Origin of the sequence: Flavobacterium sp. 2755 (assembly GCF_031455715.1) — a bacterium.
Classification (GTDB): Bacteria; Bacteroidota; Bacteroidia; order Flavobacteriales; family Flavobacteriaceae; genus Flavobacterium.
Map to the genome: position 1 here is coordinate 70,504 of NZ_JAVDTG010000001.1, position 20,800 is coordinate 91,303.

The following is a 20,800-nucleotide window of genomic DNA, read 5'->3' on the forward strand; positions in this document are numbered from 1 at the left end:
TGATCATGAATAATTCATTTCTCCCAGAACCAATTGATCAAGTTGCATCAATTGATTTATCAGACAAACTTAAAGCCTATCTTTTTAATAAGTTTCCTTTAAATGATGACTGCAGCGTTTCTACTTTTACCGAAGGCCCGGAAATTCAATTCTGGGAAGATTTTTTAATGAATTTTTCAAATGGAAAAGACATTTTTAATGCGCTAAAAGAATGTTATCCGCCATTAAATTTTCTAATTGATAAAGAAATTGATAAAGCCGAATTGTATAACAACATGCTTTTAAAAGGAACAACAAACGATATAAAATTAACTTCTTACATAAAATTAGAAGACACAAAAAATATCAGTTTAGAACTTCACCAAAGTATTACAGGCAAAATCCCGGTTTTAACCATTCCTAATAAAGAAGATTTTGTAAAAATACTACAGTCCATAATACATAAAAACAATCCTTTGCCTATTCCTGCATCAATGGGAGCTGTGTTATTAAATGGTCTTAATAACTCTAAACGGTTTAATATCATTAAAAAAAACTGGCTGCAGAACAATCCTTTTGGAGACTGGAATACCGAGTTTACAAACAATATTATGCCCAACAAATCTTTGTATAAAGATAAATTGATCATTTTAAGTACAAAACCTTACAGTAATGTACCAGCAAGTCAATTAGGACTGGAGGAAGATTTATGGATTTCATATTCTATTTCTATTCGAAAAGAGCATGAATTAACGCATTTATATACGCTCAAAAAATACGGACAAGCCACTAATAACCTGCATGATGAACTGATAGCAGATTATATTGGAATTATTAAAACAATATGGAATTATAATAAAGTCTGGATGCTGACTTTTATGGGATTAGAAAATTATCCGCATTACAGAGAAGGCGCCCGATTAGAAAATTATGTAAAAGAAAGTAAATTATCTCCAGATGATTTTAAACAATTGATTACCATAATAAAAAATGCAATTGAAAACATTGCCATTTTTGATAAAGCTGTGGGCAAAGTAAAATCGACTAAAGATCAAATGTGCAGAATAGATGCACTTTGTGAAATAAGTCTGATCGATTTAGCATCTGCAAATGGTGCCGAATTGTTGATTGCTATTTATTATGAAAATTTCCATCGAACCTTATTTTAATCTTTGCCATTTGATATGATCTAATACGGTTGTTCAAAAAATTTCTAACTACCTTTGACCTTTGTTATCGCTTTTCTAAACAATTACGTCAAAAATTATGCTTTCTATATCAAATTTGGTTGTAGAAGAAGAGATTAAAAATTCATTCTCGATACACTTTCTTGAAGACAAAAAATACGAGCAAAAATCAACGTACAGACTTGTTTATAACCGAATCTTACTAATTGAATCCGGCAAGGGAGAAATAATAATTGACGATCAGGTTTTTCAAATATCATCTTCACAACTATTTGTAGCAGCAAAAGGACAGTTTATAAGTTTTAATTCCGAAACAAAATTTACCGCATACGAGCTTAGTTTTGGAGATTGTTTTTGGGAAAGAACACCTTCCAGCGCCAACAACTGCAAGGCTGTTTTGTTTAATAATGCTTCTGCCAATCAAACAATTCCGCTGAACCATCAAGATAATATTGAACTTATTTCAATTTTTAAATCTTTGTGGTATGAATACCAAAAAGAGGAATACATCAATCAATTAGATGCTTTGGCTGCGTATCTGAAAATTATAATGATTAAGATTGCAAACGTAAATCATTCACTCTCAAAAGGATTTGACAGCTACGAGAATCAAACCTATGCACAGTTTTTAGAATTAATCAGCAAGAACTATAAAACGTCCAGAGAAGTCGCAGATTATGCAGATCTGTTAGGAATTTCAGCACGTAAACTAACAGATTTATGCAAACGCTGCAGTAACAGAGGCGCAAAAGAATTAATAAATGGACAAATTATCGCCGAAGCAAAAAGAGCGCTGCAGTTTACTTCTAACCCAGTAAAAGAAATTGCTTTTCAACTCAATTTTACTACCGCAGAGCAATTCAGTCATTTCTTTAAAAAGAATGCTCAGGTTTCTCCTCATGAATACAGGTTACTTTTTTTAAATATTGGAAATTAATTCCTTAACAATAATCCCGTAGTTTTTGACATGCGCTTAACGCAATTTGACATTCCTCAAACAAGTTTCTCACGATACCTTTGAAAAAAAACAAATTATCATGTCAGTAAACAAACTAAAAACAGTTGCAGGAATAATTATTCCGGATAGTTCTATTGCACAGCAGGCTACAGAACTTTTATTAGAACACGGTACAGAATTTATCTACAATCATTCGTTGCGTGTATTTTTATTTTCTTCTTTAAACGGAAAAAGAAAACAGCTTAAATATGATGAAGAATTATTGTATGTGGCTTCCGTTTTTCACGATTTGGGTTTAACAAAACATTACAGCAGCACAGATTTACGTTTTGAAGTAGACGGTGCCAATGCGGCGAGAGATTTCCTAAAAAGCCATAATTTACCAAAAGAATCACTTCAATTAGTTTGGGATACTATTGCACTGCATACTACAATTGGTATTGCGGAACATAAAGAACCAGAAGTTGCGCTTATGTATTCTGGAGTTGGTCTGGATGTTATGGGTGAAGGATATGAACATTTAAGCGAACAAAACAGAATTGAAATTCTGGACGCTTTCCCTCGTGATGATTTCAAGAATAAAATTATTCCAACTTTTTTCAGCGGATTTGAACACAAAACAGAAACTACTTTTGGAAACATAAAAGCCGATGTCTGTGCTTACATGATTCCGAATTTTCATCGCAAGAATTTTTGTGATTGTATTTTGCATTCTCCCTGGAAAGAGTAATTAATCAATTTATAGTAAAAATGAGAATTTAGTAACTGATTCTCAAAATTGTATAAAATATATAGCAGTAAAAAAATTTAATTTTAAGTTATTCTAATTGAAAAAGTTAGATAAATCTTAAACTATAAATTTAAACCTCTCTATTATGATTTTTGACGATTACTATTATATACCAGAAGAATCTACAGGCGATACAACTTCTTACGAAGAACAGCTGCTTTTAAATTATGATGATTATCTGCAGGGAAACCTTTCCAACACCTTAACATCGCATAAACATTTCAATCTTGAACTGGATGATCTTGAAGATGAATTCCTTGACGATGATATGGAATCTGAATACGACGAAAATGATTGGGAAGAACTGGAAAATGAAGATGATTCTGAACCCGAAACTTTTTTAATGCAAAGCTGAAAGTGGATGCACAAATATTGATAAAGGAGCCTTTGAAAATGTTCATTGGCTCCCTTTATCTAATAAATTAATTTGGATTGAAATTATACTAATGAAGTTCCTCCATCAATAATTAAAGTCTGTCCTGTGCCGTATTCCTGCTCCAGCAAATACACAAATGTTTTAGCAATATCTTCGGCCTCGCCTACTCTTTTTACAGGCAGTGCGTTTCCAATATTGGTATACATTTCATTTCTCTCACTTTCAGACATACCGCCCCAAAGTTCTGTTTTTACAACTCCAGGCGAAACGATATTAACTCTTATTGGTGCTAATTCCATAGCCATTGCTCTTGAAAAGCCTTCCATCGCTGCGCAGATACTGGCGCCTAAAGCCCAGCCTTTATTAGGTCTGTTGCTTGCAATACCACTTGTTAGTACAATTGAACCTGTAGAATTGATAAACGGCACTGCATATTTTACAGCTGTAAAAGCGCCCCAATAACGAATGTTAAAATAATTTTTAGCTGTTTCTAAAGCAGTATCTTCAACATTTGAAAGCATAATATTTTCACCAGCAGTAAAAATCAAATGATCGAATGTGCCAATTTTTTCAAAAAAACTTTTGACTTGTAATTCATCAGTTACATCAATAACCTGTCCACTTGCCTGACCTTTTATTTCCTGTAAAGCTTTGTCTATACGCTCTTGATTACTGGAAGCAATAATTACATTTGCTTCTTTTAACGCTATTGATTTTGCTGTACCCAAACCAATTCCGGCACTTCCACCTATTATAACTACCTTTTTTCCTTTTAGATTTTCCATTTTTTCCTTTTTATTTTGTTGACTATTTTTAAGTCGAACAAAAGTAAAAAGTCACTTACGGAATGGATTTAACAAATGTTAAAAAGGAAATTTAGAACGCATTTTTTTTAATTCTGCTTAAGGATTGTTTGGCAATGCCAAGATAAGCAGCAATATCAGTTTGTGATACTCTGGAGGCGATATTGGGTTGTCGCTCTATAAATTTTTGATAACGCGATGTTGCATCTGTACCAAGATAAAAATTGCGTAGTTCTACTTTATTAAGCAGAGCTTGCTGAAAAATAGTATCCAGCATTGGTTTAAAATAAGGTAAATCTTTAATTAAAGATTCTAGTTTAGTTCTTTCCAAAACAATTATATCGGTATCGCAAGCCGCCTGAACAATATCTGGAGATACAGTATTTTCGGTAAAACTTTTTAAAATAGTACAAAAATGATTTTCGCCGAAAAAGAAATGGATAACATCATTTCCTTTATCACTAACACTCGTAATTTTCAATACGCCATTGCAGACAAAAAAGATTTCGTTTGCAATTTTATTTTCTTCAATTAAAATCTCACCTTCTTTTACACTTCTATATTCTAAATATTGCCCAATAGTATTTTTATCTTCCGAAGTAATTTTATGAAAAAAATCTAAATGACTACAAAACTGTTCCAGCATATTATTACAATCTTCTTTTAGCATTATCAATATATTTTGACTTTATCAAAGTTAGAAAGATTAATCTTCATTGATTTAAAAAAAAATCCAAATCCCAATCGTAAAAATTGGAATTTGGATTTTTATATTATTTGGAATTTAAATTATTTAGTCCAAAATAAAACTTACACTAACATTTGCTGTAATTTCGATTTCTCCAATTGCTAATGTTTCGTTTTCAGCTCCTGCATTATCAGCAGCCATTGACTTCATAGCTGCATACATTGGCTGTGGGTGATAAATTTGTGAATTATCTGAAATAATATAAGCTTTACCTACTTTTTGACCTAAAACTGAAACGTAATCTTCTGCTTTTGCTTTAGCATCTTTCATCGCTAATTTTCTAGCTTCTGATTGTAATGATGTCAATTTAGAAGATTCAAAAGAAACTCTGTCAATACGATTAATTCCTTGCTGAACCAATCCTTCCATCAATTCATCATATTTAGACAAATCTTTTAAAACGATTTCTACAGTTTGTGTTGCATTGTAGCTTGTTTTCTTTTTCTCGTAATCGTATTGCGGATTAAGTGCAACTTGTTTTGTTTTGAAATCTGCAGTTGGAAGATTCATTTTTTTGATGAATTTTAAAACCGCATCCATTTTTTCGTCATTTTGCTTTTTGACATCTTTAGCATTATTCCCTTTTGTTTCAACCGTAGCTGAAATACAAACCTGATCAGGTGCTACTTTTACTTTTCCTTCCCCATTTACATTAATTTGAGGAATTTGTTTGGTTTCCTGGCCGTAAGACATAGTCATAAACATGATTGTTAAAAATAATACTAGTTTTCTCATTTCTGTGATATTTTAAGTTATTGATCAAGACATTTCAAAAGTTATGCCAACATTATAATTTCCCCAATTTAGCCATTCCAAAAAGAATCAAAATTGGCACTAAAAGTAAAACAACAATAAATGTTTGATCATAAACTAACGAAGGTTCTTTTATTAAAGTAATTAAGTATCCGCCAATTGCGCCTCCAAAATGTGCAGTATGTCCAATATTATCATTTTTCGCCTTCATTCCATAAATAGAATATAATAAATAAAGAATTCCAAAAAGATATGCTGGAATTGGAATTATACCAAAAATTCCAAGTGTCATATCAGGCTGAAGTAAAATGGCTGAATACAAAACTCCTGTTACCGCTCCAGATGCTCCAACAGCACGATAACTGTAATCGTTTTTATGAAACAGCATCGTTAATAAACTTCCGAAGATTAAACTTCCAAAATAAATCAAACCGAAAGAAAGATTACCAAGCCATTGAGAAACTACAGGTGCAAAAAACCAAAGTGTAAGCATATTAAAGGCTAAATGCATAAAATCGGCATGCAAAAAACCAGACGAAAGCATTCTGATTTGTTCTCCGGCACGGATGCTTCCAACATGAAATTCGTATTTTCTAAAAAAATAAAGATCGTTAAAACCTTTATAGCTAATCAGTACATTGGCCACTATAATTCCAATTAAAATGGTATTCATAAATAATATTTAATGTGAAGGGTAAAGATAAACAATATCAAACATAAGTTGATGAGAATCCAAAATATCGAGCTTATTCATTTTTACATTATATTTGTAGAAAAAAAATTTAGATGCAATTTATTGTTTATATAATAGCCTTCCCTTTACTTTGGCTAATCTCTATACTCCCATTTCGCTTATTTTATTTATTTTCAGATTTCGTATACTTTCTCGTTTACAGAGTTATTAGATACCGTAAAAGTGTAGTACGCGAAAATCTGGCGCTTACCTTTTCTCATTTAAGCAAAGCTGAAAGAAAAGTCATTGAGAAAAAATTCTATCACCACATGTGTGATATGTTTTTAGAGATGGTAAAAACATTGAGCATCACACCCGAAGAAATGGAAAAACGATTCCATGTAACCAATATTGAATTAGTTCAGGATTATGCCAGACAAGGTAAAAGTGTAATTCTTGTCGCTTCACATTATGCAAGTTATGAATGGCTTTTAACAATAAATCCTAAAATTGGCTTTCAGGGAATTGCAGTTTATAAAAAAATTGCCAATCCTTATTTTGATAAATTGATTCGAAAAATCCGTTCTAAATACGATACTGAATTAGTTGAGACAAGAAAAGCGATTCCAACAATGGCCCAAAATCAGCGTGACGGAAAACTAAGCATGTACGGACTAGCAAGTGATCAATCGCCTAAACTGGACAGAATTTTTCATTCGATGAAATTTATGGGTATTGAAGTTCCTGTACATACAGGAGCCGAAATGCTGGCAAAAAAATATGATTTAAGTGTAATAATGGTAAAAGTAAAAAAGGTTTCAAGAGGATATTATGAAGCCACATTTTTATCCATTGCTGATAATCCGCATGATTATAAAAATTTTGACATTACAGAAAAATACTTGAAAGAAGTAGAAAAACAAATTCTTGAAGCTCCTGAATTTTATCTATGGACACATAAAAGATGGAAACATCGCGTGGACAAATAATATACAAAAGAAAATCCAAAAAGTAAGTTTTGCTTTTTGGATTTTCTTTTTTAATGAAACCTGCAAATCTTCATCACAAGGTTTTTAAAGACTTTAAAATACATTTTGATGGGTTTTTGTAATATTTTTTTTTGACTTAAAAACTATACAAACCACATAAATTTGAAGTTAACTAAATCGAATAAAAAAACCTTACCAAAATTTTAATCATGATTAAAAATTTACTTTTTACATTTTTGCTAATAACCGTTTCAATTACAGCATTTGCACAAAGTCCGAAACGCGGAATTGCTTATGGAAATAATTCAACGGCAGATTTATTAGCGCTTAAACCAGGAGTTTCCTGGTGGTACAATTGGGATTCACTTCCTGAAAATGACGTTAATGCGAATTACGCAACTCTTGGAGTTGAATATGTTCCAATGATTTGGGGAAAACTAAGCGATGCAGACGTACAAAACTTTATAAACAAAATTAAACCAGGTGCTAAATATTTATTAGCCTTTAACGAACCTAACTTTAATGACGGCGCTCGTTTATCTCCTCAGGAAGCTGTTGATGCATGGGTAAACGTAGAAAAAGTTGCCGCTGCAAAAAACTTAGAAATCGTAAGCGCATCTCCAGCCTTTAATGATCCTAATAAGAGTTATGCCAACATCAGCAGTCCCACTGCATGGCATGATCAATTTTTTCTTTTGTGCCCCAATTGTAAAGTCGATTACATTGCCTTTCATACTTATGATAATACAGCTGGCTCTGTTATTGGCGTAACAAGCCTTTTAAAAAAGTACAACCGCCCAGTTTGGGTAACCGAATTTGCAAACCGAGTTATTCAGAGTGCAGCTGATAAAACAGCATTTATGAAACAAATTCTGAATAGTTTTGAAAACGATCCGGATATTTACAGATATTCTTGGTTTACAGGCCGAGTACCCGCAGACTGGACAGATATGCAGGAAGGGCAATTATTAAGCCCAACAAGTGGTGTTTTAAAACCAATAGGAACAGAATATATCAATGTTAGTTATACGACAAAAAAATTAAATGTTCCGGGAAGAATTACAGCTAATCAACATTACAGAAGAAAAGGAACGGGACTTCAAAACACAACAGATTCTGGAACAGGACAAAATGTATGTTTTATAGACAGCGGCGACTGGAACGAATTTATGCTTAATGTTGCCAATGCGGGAACTTATAACTTAACGTTTAGAGTGGCATCGCCAACTATTCCGGGAAAATTTGATATTCTGGTTAATGATGTTGTAGTAAAAACAGATGAAACGTTTCCTGTAACTGGTGGATATCAAACGTATGCAGACAAAGTTGTAAACGGAGTTACATTACCAAAAGGCGAAGTTTATTTGAAAATTAAGTTCAAATCAAGCGATATGAATTTTAATTATATTGATGTGGCTTCAGGAAACTTAGGCGTAAATGATCCAAAAGCAGAAAATGATTCTTTTACGATTTATCCAAACCCAATTAAAGTTGAGTCTACACTTCATATAAAATCATTTACAACAGAACCTATATCTCTAAAAATAGTGGATATGAAAGGAAGTGTATGTTTTTCTTCTAATGATTACTCTACAAACGAAGATATTAAGATTGGCGATAAATTAGCCGCCGGAGTTTATATCGTAAACGTTTCGTATGGTTCAATTAACAAATCAATGAAAATTATAAAGAACTAAGTTTTAACTATACAAAAAGCGACTTCCATAAATTCGAAAGGCGCTTTTTTATTTAGTCTCGCAAAAATTAAATTCCTGCAATCTCTTTTATTTCATCAATAATACGAAGTGCTAAAGTATCAGCTTCTTTTTGCGAAGGCGCTTCTGTATAAATTCTAATAATTGGTTCCGTATTCGATTTTCTTAAATGAACCCATTCATTAGCAAAATCAATTTTTACACCGTCAATTGTCGAAATATCTTCGTTTTTATATTTCTCTGTCATAGCAGTTAGAATAGCATCAACATCAATTTGAGGAGTCAATTCGATTTTGTTTTTGCTCATATAATATTCCGGATAAGAAGCTCTCAATGCCGAAACTGCTATTTTTTTATTTGCTAAATGCGTTAAAAACAAAGCAACTCCCACCAAACTGTCACGTCCGTAATGCAATTCAGGATAGATAATTCCGCCGTTACCTTCACCTCCAATAACTGCATTATTCTTTTTCATTAATTCAACAACATTCACCTCACCTACTGCACTTGCTTCATATTTTCCGTTGTGTCCGTTTGTAACATCACGCAATGCACGTGACGAAGACATATTCGAAACTGTATTTCCCGGAGTTTTACTCAAAACATAATCTGCACAGGCAACTAATGTATACTCTTCACCAAACATTTCACCATCTTCACTAATAAAAGCTAAACGATCAACATCTGGATCAACCACAATTCCTAAATCAGCTTTTTCTTTTACAACTAATTCAGAAATATCCGTTAAATGCTCTTTTAAAGGTTCTGGATTATGCGGAAAATGTCCGTTTGGTTCGCAGTATAATTTTACCACTTCAACGCCCATTTGTTCTAATAAATTCGGGATAATAATTCCTCCAGAAGAATTCACGCCATCCACAACAACTTTAAACTTAGCATCTTTTACAGCCTGAACATCCACTAAAGGTAAATTCAATACTTCATCAATATGAATATCCATGTAAGCATCATTCAGTGTAATTTCTCCAAGATTATCAACATCAGAAAAATCAAAAGCTTCGGCTTCGGCAATTTCAAGAATTTTCGCGCCATCATCGCCGCTTAAAAATTCTCCTTTTTCATTTAATAATTTTAAAGCATTCCATTGTTTTGGATTATGAGATGCCGTTAAAATAATCCCTCCATCTGCTTTTTCAAGAGGAACCGCCACTTCAACCGTAGGCGTTGTCGAAAGTCCAAGATCAATTACATTAATTCCTAAACCTATTAAAGTATTTACAACAAGATTATGAATCATTGGGCCTGAAATTCTAGCATCACGGCCTATTACAACTGTTAGTTTTTCTTTTGAAGTATTGTTTTTAAGAAAAGTTCCGTATGCCGATGCAAATTTTACAGCGTCAACTGGAGTCAGGTTATCTCCCACTTTTCCACCGATTGTTCCTCGTATTCCTGAAATCGATTTTATTAAAGTCATCTTTGTGAGTTATGGTTATTTTATTACAAATATAAAAAAGTTACTAAGGTTCTGAGGTGCTATGAGGCTAAGTTTTTTTTCTACTGTAAATATTCAGGTAGAATCTCTGATTATTTTATCACAATTGACAAGCTTCTTGGATGATAAGATGCTAATGTTTTTTTAATACCATAAAAATTTAAGTAAAATACTGACTATTTTATAACAAAATGATTTAAAAAAGTTTTTATACATTTACTAAAATAACTTAGTGACTGAGTAACTCAGAACCTTAGCAACTTTAGAAAAAATGAATTTCTTAGCCCATATATATCTTTCCGGTGATAATGATTTAATCAAAATTGGCAATTTTATGGCCGATGGCATTCGCGGAAAAAAGTTTGAGCATTTTCCGCAAGATGTTCAAAAAGGAATTCTTTTACACCGTTTTATAGACACTTACACAGACTCTCACGATGTTTTTAGACAAAGCACAAGACGTCTTCACGAAAAATACCATCATTATTCCGGAGTGATTATAGATATTGTTTACGATCATTTTTTAGCCAAAAACTGGGCAAATTATTCAGATGAAAAATTAGAAGATTTCATTAATCGTTTTTACAATTCACTCCACGAAAATTATGGTGTTTTAACCGAAAAAACCCAAGGTTTAATGCCTTATATGATAGAAAGAAACTGGCTTTTAAGTTACAGAACTGTCGAAGGAATCCATCAAATTTTAACCCAAATGGACAGAAGATCAAGAAATGTTTCAAAAATGCAGTTTGCCAGCGAAGAATTAAAAGAATTTTACACCGAATTTGAACAGGAATTCACTCTCTTTTTTGAGGATATTCAACAACAAGCCAAACAAAAATTACTTTCCTTATAAACCTAACCATTTTATAAAATATGTTCTTGTTATGAAAAAAATTTCACTTCTATTTTATTTTATATCCCTTTACAGTTTTGCACAAAACACAGCAGCACCAACTGGTTTAACAGCTTCAAAAGCAATGGTCGTTTCGGCCCGTGCCGAAGCATCAAAAATTGGTGTAGAAATAATGAAAAAAGGCGGTAATGCATTTGATGCCATGGCCGCAACCGAACTGGCTCTTGCAGTAGCTTATCCATATGCCGGAAATCTTGGCGGCGGAGGATTTATGGTTTACCGAAAAGCAAATGGCGAAGTTGGAAGTTTAGATTACCGTGAAAAAGCACCGCTTGCCGCAACAAAAAATATGTTCCTGGACAAAGACGGAAATGTAATTCCCGGAAAAAGTACCGAAACTCCTTTAGCAATTGGTGTTCCCGGAACCATCGCCGGAGTTTTTGCCGTTCATAAAAAATTTGGTTCTCTGCCAATTTCAGAAATCCTGAAACCAGTTATTGCACTTGCAGAAAAAGGTGTTGTAGTAACTTTAAAACAGCAAAAACAGCTTGAAAATTATCGTGATGCTATAATAAAAGCAAATGGACCTACAACCTTAATGGCCGGAAAATTCAAAGAAGGCGATACAATCAAATATCCTGCACTTGCCAGTACACTTAAACGAATTTTAAAAGGTGGTAAAGACGAATTCTACAAAGGTAAAACGGCTCAGGTTTTAGTCGATTATCTTAAGAAAAAAGGCGGCATTATTACGCTTAAAGATTTAGCATCTTACGAAGCAAAATGGAGAAACCCATTGCAGTTTGATTACAAAGATTTAAAAATTACTTCGATGGCTCCTCCAAGCAGCGGCGGTATTTGCCTTGCACAGATTCTAAAAATGATTTCTCCGTTTTATTTATCTAAAATGGGACATAATTCAGAACAATCTATTCAGGTAATTGTTGAAGCAGAAAGAAGAGCTTATGCCGATAGAAGCCAGTTTTTAGGAGATCCTGATTTTGTAAAAATTCCAATTAAGGGGCTTTTATCAGATTCTTATTTAAAAGAAAGAATGTCCAATTTTGATTCTGAAAAAGCTTCATTATCATCAGAAATAAAAGAAGGAAAAATTACGTATAACGAAAGTACCGAAACAACACATTATTCTATTGTCGATCAATTCGGAAACGCCGTTTCTGCAACTACAACAATAAATGACGGCTTTGGATCTAAATATTATTGTGATGAATTAGGCTTTTTCTTAAACAACGAAATGGACGATTTTAGTGCAAAACCGGGATCGCCAAATATGTTTGGATTAGTTGGAAACGAAGCGAACAGTATTGCCCCTCAAAAAAGAATGCTAAGCTCTATGACGCCAACTATTGTAGAGAAAAACGGAAAACTTTTTATGGTAGTAGGTTCTCCAGGAGGGTCTACCATTATAACATCTGTATTGCAGACTATTCTAAATGTTTACGAATATAATTTAAGCATGCAGGCAGCTGTAAACGCACCTCGTTTTCATCATCAATGGCTTCCGGATCTTATTACATTTGAGCCAAATACGTTCAATTATAATACAATCGAAAGTTTAAAAGCAAAAGGATATTTGATCAACGAAAAAACGACACCTGTAATTGGTAAAGTAGATGCAATTTTGGTTCTTCCAGACAATACTCTTGAAGGAGGCGCCGATTTTCGTGGTGATGACAAAGCTGCGGGATTTTAAAGCAAAAAAGATTTTAGTAGAAAAATTTGACAAAATCGAATGTTTAAAGCTAAATTTGCATTCTCCGTAACTTTTTAAAAACACAATGATAAAGAAACTTTTTCGAAGATTAGAAAGCATTATTGCTATGGCTCAATCTATTTTGACACCAAAGCAATTCATTTTTTTATCCAGTGTTTTGGTCGGAATTTCCTGTGCGTTTGCGGTAATTATTTTAAAAACATTTGCCCATAGTGTTTTTTCATTTGCAACTTATCTTAGCGGAATTTTAAAATTAGGTTTCATTAATAGTATCCTGCCTATAATTGGTATTTTACTGACTGTTTTGGTGGTCAAAAAAGTTTTAAACGGAACCATTCAAAAAGGAACTTCGCAAATTTTATATGCTGTTGCTAAAAAGGCAAGTATAATCCCGAAAAAGCAAATGTATGCGCAGATTGTTACAAGCTCTTTGACTGTCGGTTTAGGAGGCTCTGCAGGTTTAGAAAGCCCAATTGTGATTACGGGAGCTGCCTTTGGTTCCAACTATGCGCAGAATTATAAATTAGCTTATAAAGACAGAACTTTGCTGATTGGCTGTGGGGTTGCGGCGGGAATTGCGGCAGCTTTTAATGCTCCTATTGCCGGAGTTCTTTTTGCGATAGAAGTTCTCTTGGTCGATGTTAGTATTTCGGCCTTTACGCCAATTATGATTTCGGCAGCGACCGGAGCTTTGGTTTCAGCAATTGTGCTGGATGAAAGCATTCTTTTATCTTTCAAAAAACAAGAAACTTTTGATTATCATAATATTCCCTTTTATGTAGTTTTAGGCGTTTTAACGGGCGCAATTGCCGTTTATTATTCTAGAAATTTTCAAAAAGTAGAGCATTATTTTTCAGAACTAAAAATGGGTCCTTATAAAAAAGCCCTGATTGGTTCATCGCTTTTGGCACTTCTTATTTTTATATTTCCAACATTGTTTGGTGAAGGTTACGAAAGTATCAAAATCCTATCAGAAAGTGATCCCGGACAATTATTAGATAATACCTTATTTGCCAGCTGGAGAAATAACCAATGGGTTTTATTGCTTTTTGTGGGCTGTACGATGATGATAAAAGTATTTGCTTCTGGACTTACAATTGGAAGCGGTGGAAATGGAGGAAACTTCGCTCCTTCCCTATTTTTAGGATCTTATTTAGGTTATTTCTTTTCTAAATTTATCATTCTTACCGGTTTAGCAAAATTACCCATCAGTAATTTTACAATGGTTGGAATGGCCGGAATTTTGAGCGGATTATTTCATGCGCCACTTACCGCGATTTTCCTTATTGCAGAAATTACTGGAGGTTACGGTTTGATGATTCCGCTTATGATTGTTTCATCAATTAGTTTTGCGATTTCAAAACGTTTTGAAAAATATTCGCTTGACGTAAAAAATCTGGCAAAAAAAGGACATGCTTTTACCAGCAATAAAGACTCTAATATTTTATCGACTTTAGATATAGATACCATCATCCAAACCGATTATTTAACGGTTTCTCCAGAAGAACATTTAAGTAAATTAGTAGATCTTATTTCGCACTCCAATCAAGTAATTTTTGCCGTTGTAGATCATGAAAGAGAACTCGTTGGCGTTGTGCATTTTAATGATATCAGAGAAATTATATTTAATGCGTACCGCGTAAAATATACTTTGATTAAAGATGTAATGAAAACTCCTCCTGCAACTATTTCTTCAAATGACAGCATGGAGATTGTAATGACTAAATTCGAAAGATCTAAAACTGCTTTTCTTCCTGTTTTACGAAATGAAAAATATTTCGGGATGATCTCAAAGTCTATTGCACTTGAGGCTTATAGAATGAAACTTCGTTCCATGACAATAGAATAAGCTTAATATCGGATAAGTTAAAAATTTGCAGTATCCGATATTAAGAAGTACTTTTGTAGGATTATGTGGAACATTGACTTAACATACAGAGAAGAATTTCAATCAACATTTGATCGATTATACCAAAAAAGGCTTGATTTGCAAAACAGCAGACCACTGCCCAATATCGCTTTGCACAAAATTCGTGAAAGTTTATCGCTCGAATGGACTTACAATTCAAACAGCATTGAAGGAAACACAATGAGTTTGCGCGAAACCCAAATGGTAATTCAGGAAGGAATCACTATAAAAGGAAAATCGCTTCGGGAACACTTTGAAACACACAATCACGATAAAGCAATTGACTATTTATATTCAATTGTAGATGATAATTACAAACTTCGAAGCATTGATATTCTTTCCATTCATGGTTTAGATTTACGTTCTATCGAAGATGATTTTGCAGGTCGTTTACGAAATGGCGGCGTTCGTATTTCAGGAGCTAATTTTATGCCTCCAAATGCTAATAAAGTTTCAGATCTTTTAGATGAATTAATCGATTTTATCAATACAAATCCTTTAGGTTTAAACGATATAGAACTAGCCACTATTTATCATCACAAATTAGTCTGGATACATCCATTTTTTGATGGAAACGGGCGTACCGTTCGTTTAAGCATGAATTTGTTATTGATGCGTTGCGGTTTTCCACCGGCAATTGTCCTTAAAAATGATAGAAAAAAATATTACGAAGCGCTAAATCAGGCAAACAATGGCAATTATCAAAAACTAACCCTTTTGATGTGTCAGGCACTTGAACGCACGCTAAATATATATTTAACCGCAATGCCGGGAAGCAGTTATGATTATCAGGCAATTTCAGATATTGTCAGCGAACCAGAAACTCCTTACGGTCAGGAATATGTAAGTTTACTGGCTCGAACAGGAAAAATTGACGCTTATAAAGAAGGCCGAAATTGGTACACAACCAAAGAAGCTATCGAAGAATATATGGCAACAAGAAAAAGAAAACGCTAGTTTAGACTAGCGTTATTTTGTTACAATTTTTAACATAAACTTCTATACTCTAGTACTAAAAGAACAAATCAAAGTGGTAACTTTGCGTTTTGCTCAAATTTATGCTAGATAAAGACAATACTATTGAAGTTCTTGGCGCAAGAGTTCATAATCTAAAAAATATCGATATTTCTATTCCGCGTGAAAAACTTGTTGTTATAACAGGCCTTTCTGGTTCGGGAAAATCATCATTAGCGTTTGATACGATTTATGCTGAAGGTCAGCGTCGTTATGTAGAAACTTTTTCTGCATATGCGAGGCAGTTCCTTGGCGGATTAGAACGCCCTGATGTTGATAAAATCGACGGACTTTCACCCGTTATTGCAATTGAACAAAAAACAACTAGTAAAAGCCCGCGTTCAACTGTGGGAACTATTACTGAAATATACGATTTCCTTCGACTTTTATACGCTCGTGGTGCTGACGCTTACAGTTACAACACTGGCGAAAAAATGGTTTCTTATTCTGATGAGCAAATTAAAGATTTGATTATTCAGGATTATAATGGCAAACGTATTAATATTTTGGCTCCAGTAATTAAAGCCAGAAAAGGACATTATGCGGAATTATTCCAGCAAATTACCAAACAAGGATTTTTAAAAGTCCGTGTAAATGGTGAAGTTCAGGATTTGGTTGCCGGAATGAAACTAGATCGTTACAAAACTCACGATATTGAAATTGTAGTCGACAGAATGTTGATTGAAAATACCGAAGACAATCAAAAACGATTGGCGGAAAGTATTAATACAGCTATGCATCATGGCGAAAACGTATTAATGATTTTAGATCAGGATACAAACGAAGTTCGTTATTTCAGCCGAAATTTGATGTGTCCAACAACCGGAATTTCATATCAAAATCCAGAACCGAATTTATTTTCTTTCAACTCTCCAAAAGGCGCTTGTCCACATTGTAACGGATTAGGAACGGTTCACGAAATCAATGTTAAAAAGATCATTCCAAATCCAAAATTATCTATTAAAAGCGGTGGATTTGCTCCGCTTGGTGAATATAAATCTTCGTGGATTTTTAAACAGTTAGAAACTATTGGAGAAAAATTTGGATTTAAAATTACAGATCCAATTGAGAAAATTCCGGAAGAAGCTATGCAAATGATTTTGTATGGAGGAAAAGATAAATTTGCCATCAACTCAAAAGATCTAGGCGTTACAAGAGAATACAAAATTGATTTTGAAGGAATTTCAAACTTCATCAAAAATCAATATGACGAAAGTGCAACAACTAGCATAAAACGCTGGGCAAAAGATTTCATGGACGAAATCAATTGTCCGGTTTGTGATGGTTCTCGTCTTAAAAAAGAAGCATTGTTTTTTAGGGTTAATGAAAAAAATATCACCGAATTGTGTGATATGGATATTTCAGATTTAACGGCTTGGTTTCAGGATTTGAATAAGCATTTAACTGATAAACAGCTTTTAATTGCTTCTGAAGTTGTAAAAGAAATCAAAGATCGTTTGAACTTTTTAATGAATGTTGGTTTGAATTATTTGGCTTTAAGCCGAAGTTCAAAATCACTTTCGGGAGGTGAAGCGCAGCGTATTCGATTAGCTACACAAATTGGCTCACAGTTGGTTGGTGTTTTATATATTTTGGATGAACCGAGTATTGGTTTACACCAAAGAGACAATGAAAAATTGATTAAATCTCTGGAGCAATTACGTGATATTGGAAATTCGGTTATTGTGGTTGAACACGACAAAGACATGATCGAAACTGCAGATTATGTAATTGATATTGGCCCAAAAGCTGGAAAATATGGTGGAGAAATTATAAGTATTGGAACTCCGGCAGAAACTTTAAAATCAAATACTATTACCGCTCAATATTTGAATGGTAAGATGAAATTAGAAATTCCGAAAGAGCGAAGAAAAGGAAACGGAAAGTTTTTAAAACTAACCGGAGCAACAGGAAATAACCTGAAAAATGTTTCTATAGAAATACCTTTAGGACAATTAATCTGCGTTACAGGAGTTTCAGGAAGTGGAAAATCAACTTTGATTAATGAGACGCTCTACCCTATTTTGAACGCTTATTATTTTAATGGTGTAAAAAAACCACAGCCTTATAAAAAGATTGAAGGTTTAGAACATATTGATAAAGTAATTGATATTGACCAAAGTCCGATTGGAAGAACACCGCGTTCGAATCCAGCGACTTATACCGAAGTTTTTACTGAAATCAGAAACTTGTTTACCATGACTTCTGAAAGTATGATTCGTGGTTACAAAGCCGGGCGTTTCAGTTTTAATGTAAAAGGCGGACGCTGCGAAACCTGTGAAGGTTCTGGTGTAAGAACTATTGAAATGAACTTTTTACCAGATGTTTATGTAGAATGCGAAACGTGTCAGGGAAAACGTTTTAATAGAGAAACGCTTGAAATTCGATATAAAGGAAAATCAATTTCTGATGTTTTGGATATGACGGTTGATGAAGCGGTTCCGTTTTTTGAAAACATTCCGAAGATTTACAGAAAAGTAAAAACGATTCAGGATGTTGGTTTAGGTTATATTACACTTGGTCAGCAAAGTACAACACTTTCGGGTGGTGAAGCACAGCGTATAAAATTAGCCGGAGAATTGTCTAAAAAAGATACAGGAAATACTTTTTATATTCTGGATGAACCTACAACTGGATTGCACTTTGAAGATATCCGCGTTTTAATGGATGTTATCAATAAACTGGTTGATAAAGGAAATACAATCTTGGTTATCGAACATAATATGGACGTTATTAAACTTGCCGATTATATTATCGATATTGGTCCTGAAGGCGGAAAAGGCGGCGGTCAATTAATCGCCAAAGGAACTCCTGAAGAAGTAGCGAAAAATAAAAAAAGTTATACGGCTAAGTTTTTGAAAAAAGAATTGAAGTAAAATATCTTCATTAATAGAATTGATTAAATCCGTTATATCGAAATCTCTAACGGATTGAAATCCGTTTCTACAATATGAACCGTTCCTTCGGAACTCTATTGTTGGGGCAAATCGACATTTTCAACGAATTAAAATCCGTTGCTACCGATATTTCGTTCCTACGGAACTTTCTTTACGATGGGTTTATCAAACTACGGATTTCAATCCGTTGACGATTTTTGATGCAACAAATTTTATGATATACCTCAATTCAATTCCAAGAAAATAATTCCTATTTCTACATCGTTTTTTAATCTATTGATTATTAATCTTCAAGCAAAAGAACTAACAAAGAAATGTTACATTTCAATTAAAAAATGTACATTTTTATAACAATTCTTAAAAAAAGCACTAATTTAGTACGCCCTTTTTGTCAACGCTTTTTCATTTTGACAAAAGACTAAGATATAATCTATGAATCTAAAAGACAAATTCAGTAATGTAAACCAATATTTTTCGCCTAAAATAATTGACGAAGTAAACGATCAATATATTAAAGTGGCAAAAATAAAAGGTCAGGAAGTTCCGTGGCATAATCATGAAAATGAAGATGAGTTATTTTATATTGTCGATGGTGAACTTTTAATGGAAATTGAAAATGAACCTGCTGTTACAATGAAAAAAGGTGATTTGTTTGTTGTAAAAAAAGGTGTGAATCATAGAGTTTCATCGGTAGAAGAATGTTTGATTATGCTGATAGAATCTAAAACTACAGAACATACCGGAAAGGTAAAAAGCAACATTACAAAATCAATTGAAGAACAAACGTATTAATAAAGAATTCTTCGAATAACCAATTGTTTAATTGAAAACTAATGCCCTAGCCCTGATGGGAACGGCATCTTTTTGTGGCGGGGTTCGCCACAAAAAATATAGTGGACAGCAGGATTAAGCTCCTTCTTATGACTATAATTAAAATGACAGCTTAATAAAATATAAATAATTAAAATACCTAAAATGAGATTAGAAGATTTTGATAATGATGAGGATAAAGTAATCCAGGACAGTTTAAAACAGAAAACCTGGAATGAAATTAGAACAAATGACAGCTGGGCGATTTTTAAAATCATGTCCGAATTTGTAAATGGTTACGAAAGCATGGGGCGTATTGGTCCGTGTGTATCTATTTTTGGATCGGCGAGAACAAAACCAGATGACAAATATTATTTACTGGCAGAAAAAATTGCTTTTAAAATTAGTAAAGCCGGTTATGGCGTAATTACGGGAGGAGGCCCGGGAATTATGGAAGCCGGAAATAAAGGCGCACATTTAGGCGGCGGAACTTCGGTTGGTTTAAATATCGAACTACCTTTTGAACAGCATTTTAACCCTTATATCGATCACGATAAAAACCTGAATTTCGATTATTTCTTTGTGAGAAAAGTTATGTTCGTTAAATATTCACAAGGTTTTGTGGTTATGCCGGGAGGTTTTGGAACGCTTGACGAAATGTTTGAAGCAATCACTTTGATTCAGACTAAGAAAATTGGAAAATTCCCAATTATTTTGGTTGGTGTTGAATTTTGGTCAGGTTTATTGGATTGGGTAAAAACAGTTTTGGTAGAAAAAATGCAAACTGTAAGCCCTGAAGATTTGAATTTATTCAAAATCGTAGATACTGAAGATGAAGTTGTTGATGTTTTAGATAAATTCTACAAGAAATACGACTTGAGTCCGAACTTCTAAAATATTTGTAGGGTAAATAAATTTTGTAAGATTAAGTATTCTTAAAAAAATCTGCACTTATTTTACCTATAAGGTTAAATTTACACCTATTACGATATAAAAATTGAAAGCTGTTTTTTTAAACAGCTTTTTTTATGCTATTTTTACATAAAGCCATGAATAAATTTATGCACGAAATTTTAGGTATATTTATAATTTTTACGCCAATTCTTGAAATCAACATATAAAATTGTAATTCTCTTTTTTGTTTTATTTAGT

The 20,800-nt window shown here is 33.3% G+C and carries 18 protein-coding genes; 13 read left to right on the top strand and 5 right to left on the bottom strand.

Features of this window, described 5'->3' with window-relative positions; genetic code table 11:
- Positions 1-5 precede the first annotated feature (5 nt).
- From J2Y38_RS00235 to J2Y38_RS00250, 4 genes are all read left to right on the top strand, one after another.
- Positions 6-1,148 carry a DUF7005 family protein gene (locus J2Y38_RS00235; protein ID WP_309838440.1) on the top strand — a complete coding sequence of 381 codons (1,143 nt, stop codon included), beginning with the start codon at positions 6-8 and terminating at the stop codon, positions 1,146-1,148.
- A 97-nt stretch (positions 1,149-1,245) separates the two neighbouring features.
- The gene (locus J2Y38_RS00240) at positions 1,246-2,103 is read left to right on the top strand and encodes a helix-turn-helix domain-containing protein (RefSeq protein WP_309838442.1); all 858 of its coding nucleotides are present in this window, start codon (positions 1,246-1,248) and stop codon (positions 2,101-2,103) included.
- A gap of 100 nt (positions 2,104-2,203) precedes the next feature.
- Positions 2,204-2,854 carry an HD domain-containing protein gene (locus J2Y38_RS00245; RefSeq protein WP_309838443.1) on the top strand — a complete coding sequence of 217 codons (651 nt, stop codon included), beginning with the start codon at positions 2,204-2,206 and terminating at the stop codon, positions 2,852-2,854.
- Positions 2,855-2,999: 145 nt separating this feature from the next.
- On the top strand, positions 3,000-3,269 hold the full coding sequence (locus tag J2Y38_RS00250; RefSeq protein WP_309838445.1) for a hypothetical protein: 270 nt from the start codon (positions 3,000-3,002) through the stop codon (positions 3,267-3,269).
- Positions 3,270-3,352: 83 nt separating this feature from the next.
- Here the strand turns inward: J2Y38_RS00250 and J2Y38_RS00255 are convergent, their stop codons facing one another.
- The 4 genes from J2Y38_RS00255 to J2Y38_RS00270 form a co-directional block, all read right to left on the bottom strand.
- Entirely contained in the window at positions 3,353-4,075 is a 723-nt protein-coding gene (locus J2Y38_RS00255; RefSeq protein ID WP_309838447.1) for an SDR family oxidoreductase, read from the bottom strand.
- Between the two features lie 91 nt (positions 4,076-4,166).
- Positions 4,167-4,763 carry a Crp/Fnr family transcriptional regulator gene (locus J2Y38_RS00260; protein ID WP_309838449.1) on the bottom strand — a complete coding sequence of 199 codons (597 nt, stop codon included), beginning with the start codon at positions 4,761-4,763 and terminating at the stop codon, positions 4,167-4,169.
- A gap of 123 nt (positions 4,764-4,886) precedes the next feature.
- A complete protein-coding gene (locus J2Y38_RS00265) occupies positions 4,887-5,576 on the bottom strand; it encodes an SIMPL domain-containing protein (RefSeq protein WP_309838451.1) in 690 nt (229 codons plus the stop codon).
- Between the two features lie 52 nt (positions 5,577-5,628).
- A complete protein-coding gene (locus tag J2Y38_RS00270; protein WP_309838453.1) occupies positions 5,629-6,267 on the bottom strand; it encodes a rhomboid family intramembrane serine protease in 639 nt (212 codons plus the stop codon).
- Between the two features lie 113 nt (positions 6,268-6,380).
- Between J2Y38_RS00270 and J2Y38_RS00275 the strand changes: the two genes are divergently transcribed.
- Together J2Y38_RS00275 and J2Y38_RS00280 are read left to right on the top strand one after the other, a co-directional pair.
- Positions 6,381-7,256: a lysophospholipid acyltransferase family protein gene (locus tag J2Y38_RS00275; protein ID WP_309838457.1), complete on the top strand. Its 876-nt coding sequence runs from the start codon at positions 6,381-6,383 to the stop codon at positions 7,254-7,256.
- Positions 7,257-7,465: 209 nt separating this feature from the next.
- Positions 7,466-8,953 carry a glycosyl hydrolase gene (locus J2Y38_RS00280; protein ID WP_309838460.1) on the top strand — a complete coding sequence of 496 codons (1,488 nt, stop codon included), beginning with the start codon at positions 7,466-7,468 and terminating at the stop codon, positions 8,951-8,953.
- Positions 8,954-9,020: 67 nt separating this feature from the next.
- Here the strand turns inward: J2Y38_RS00280 and glmM are convergent, their stop codons facing one another.
- A complete protein-coding gene (glmM, locus tag J2Y38_RS00285) occupies positions 9,021-10,409 on the bottom strand; it encodes a phosphoglucosamine mutase (protein ID WP_309838462.1) in 1,389 nt (462 codons plus the stop codon).
- A gap of 289 nt (positions 10,410-10,698) precedes the next feature.
- Here glmM and J2Y38_RS00290 point away from each other — a divergent pair, with 289 nt between their 5' ends.
- The 7 genes from J2Y38_RS00290 (at position 10,699) to J2Y38_RS00320 (ending at position 20,542) form a co-directional block, all read left to right on the top strand.
- A complete protein-coding gene (locus J2Y38_RS00290) occupies positions 10,699-11,283 on the top strand; it encodes an acyl carrier protein phosphodiesterase (protein WP_309838465.1) in 585 nt (194 codons plus the stop codon).
- Positions 11,284-11,314: 31 nt separating this feature from the next.
- Positions 11,315-12,997, top strand: coding sequence for a gamma-glutamyltransferase (gene ggt, locus J2Y38_RS00295; RefSeq protein WP_309838466.1), 1,683 nt, complete (start codon positions 11,315-11,317; stop codon positions 12,995-12,997).
- Positions 12,998-13,082: 85 nt separating this feature from the next.
- Complete coding sequence (locus tag J2Y38_RS00300; RefSeq protein ID WP_309838468.1) at positions 13,083-14,867, top strand: chloride channel protein; 1,785 nt, start codon at positions 13,083-13,085, stop codon at positions 14,865-14,867.
- A 63-nt stretch (positions 14,868-14,930) separates the two neighbouring features.
- A complete protein-coding gene (locus J2Y38_RS00305; RefSeq protein WP_309838470.1) occupies positions 14,931-15,884 on the top strand; it encodes a Fic family protein in 954 nt (317 codons plus the stop codon).
- Between the two features lie 101 nt (positions 15,885-15,985).
- Complete coding sequence (gene uvrA, locus J2Y38_RS00310) at positions 15,986-18,817, top strand: excinuclease ABC subunit UvrA (RefSeq protein WP_309838472.1); 2,832 nt, start codon at positions 15,986-15,988, stop codon at positions 18,815-18,817.
- A 453-nt stretch (positions 18,818-19,270) separates the two neighbouring features.
- Positions 19,271-19,630 carry a cupin domain-containing protein gene (locus tag J2Y38_RS00315; protein WP_309838474.1) on the top strand — a complete coding sequence of 120 codons (360 nt, stop codon included), beginning with the start codon at positions 19,271-19,273 and terminating at the stop codon, positions 19,628-19,630.
- A gap of 183 nt (positions 19,631-19,813) precedes the next feature.
- A complete protein-coding gene (locus J2Y38_RS00320) occupies positions 19,814-20,542 on the top strand; it encodes a TIGR00730 family Rossman fold protein (RefSeq protein WP_053470674.1) in 729 nt (242 codons plus the stop codon).
- The last annotated feature ends 258 nt before the right edge of the window (positions 20,543-20,800 follow it).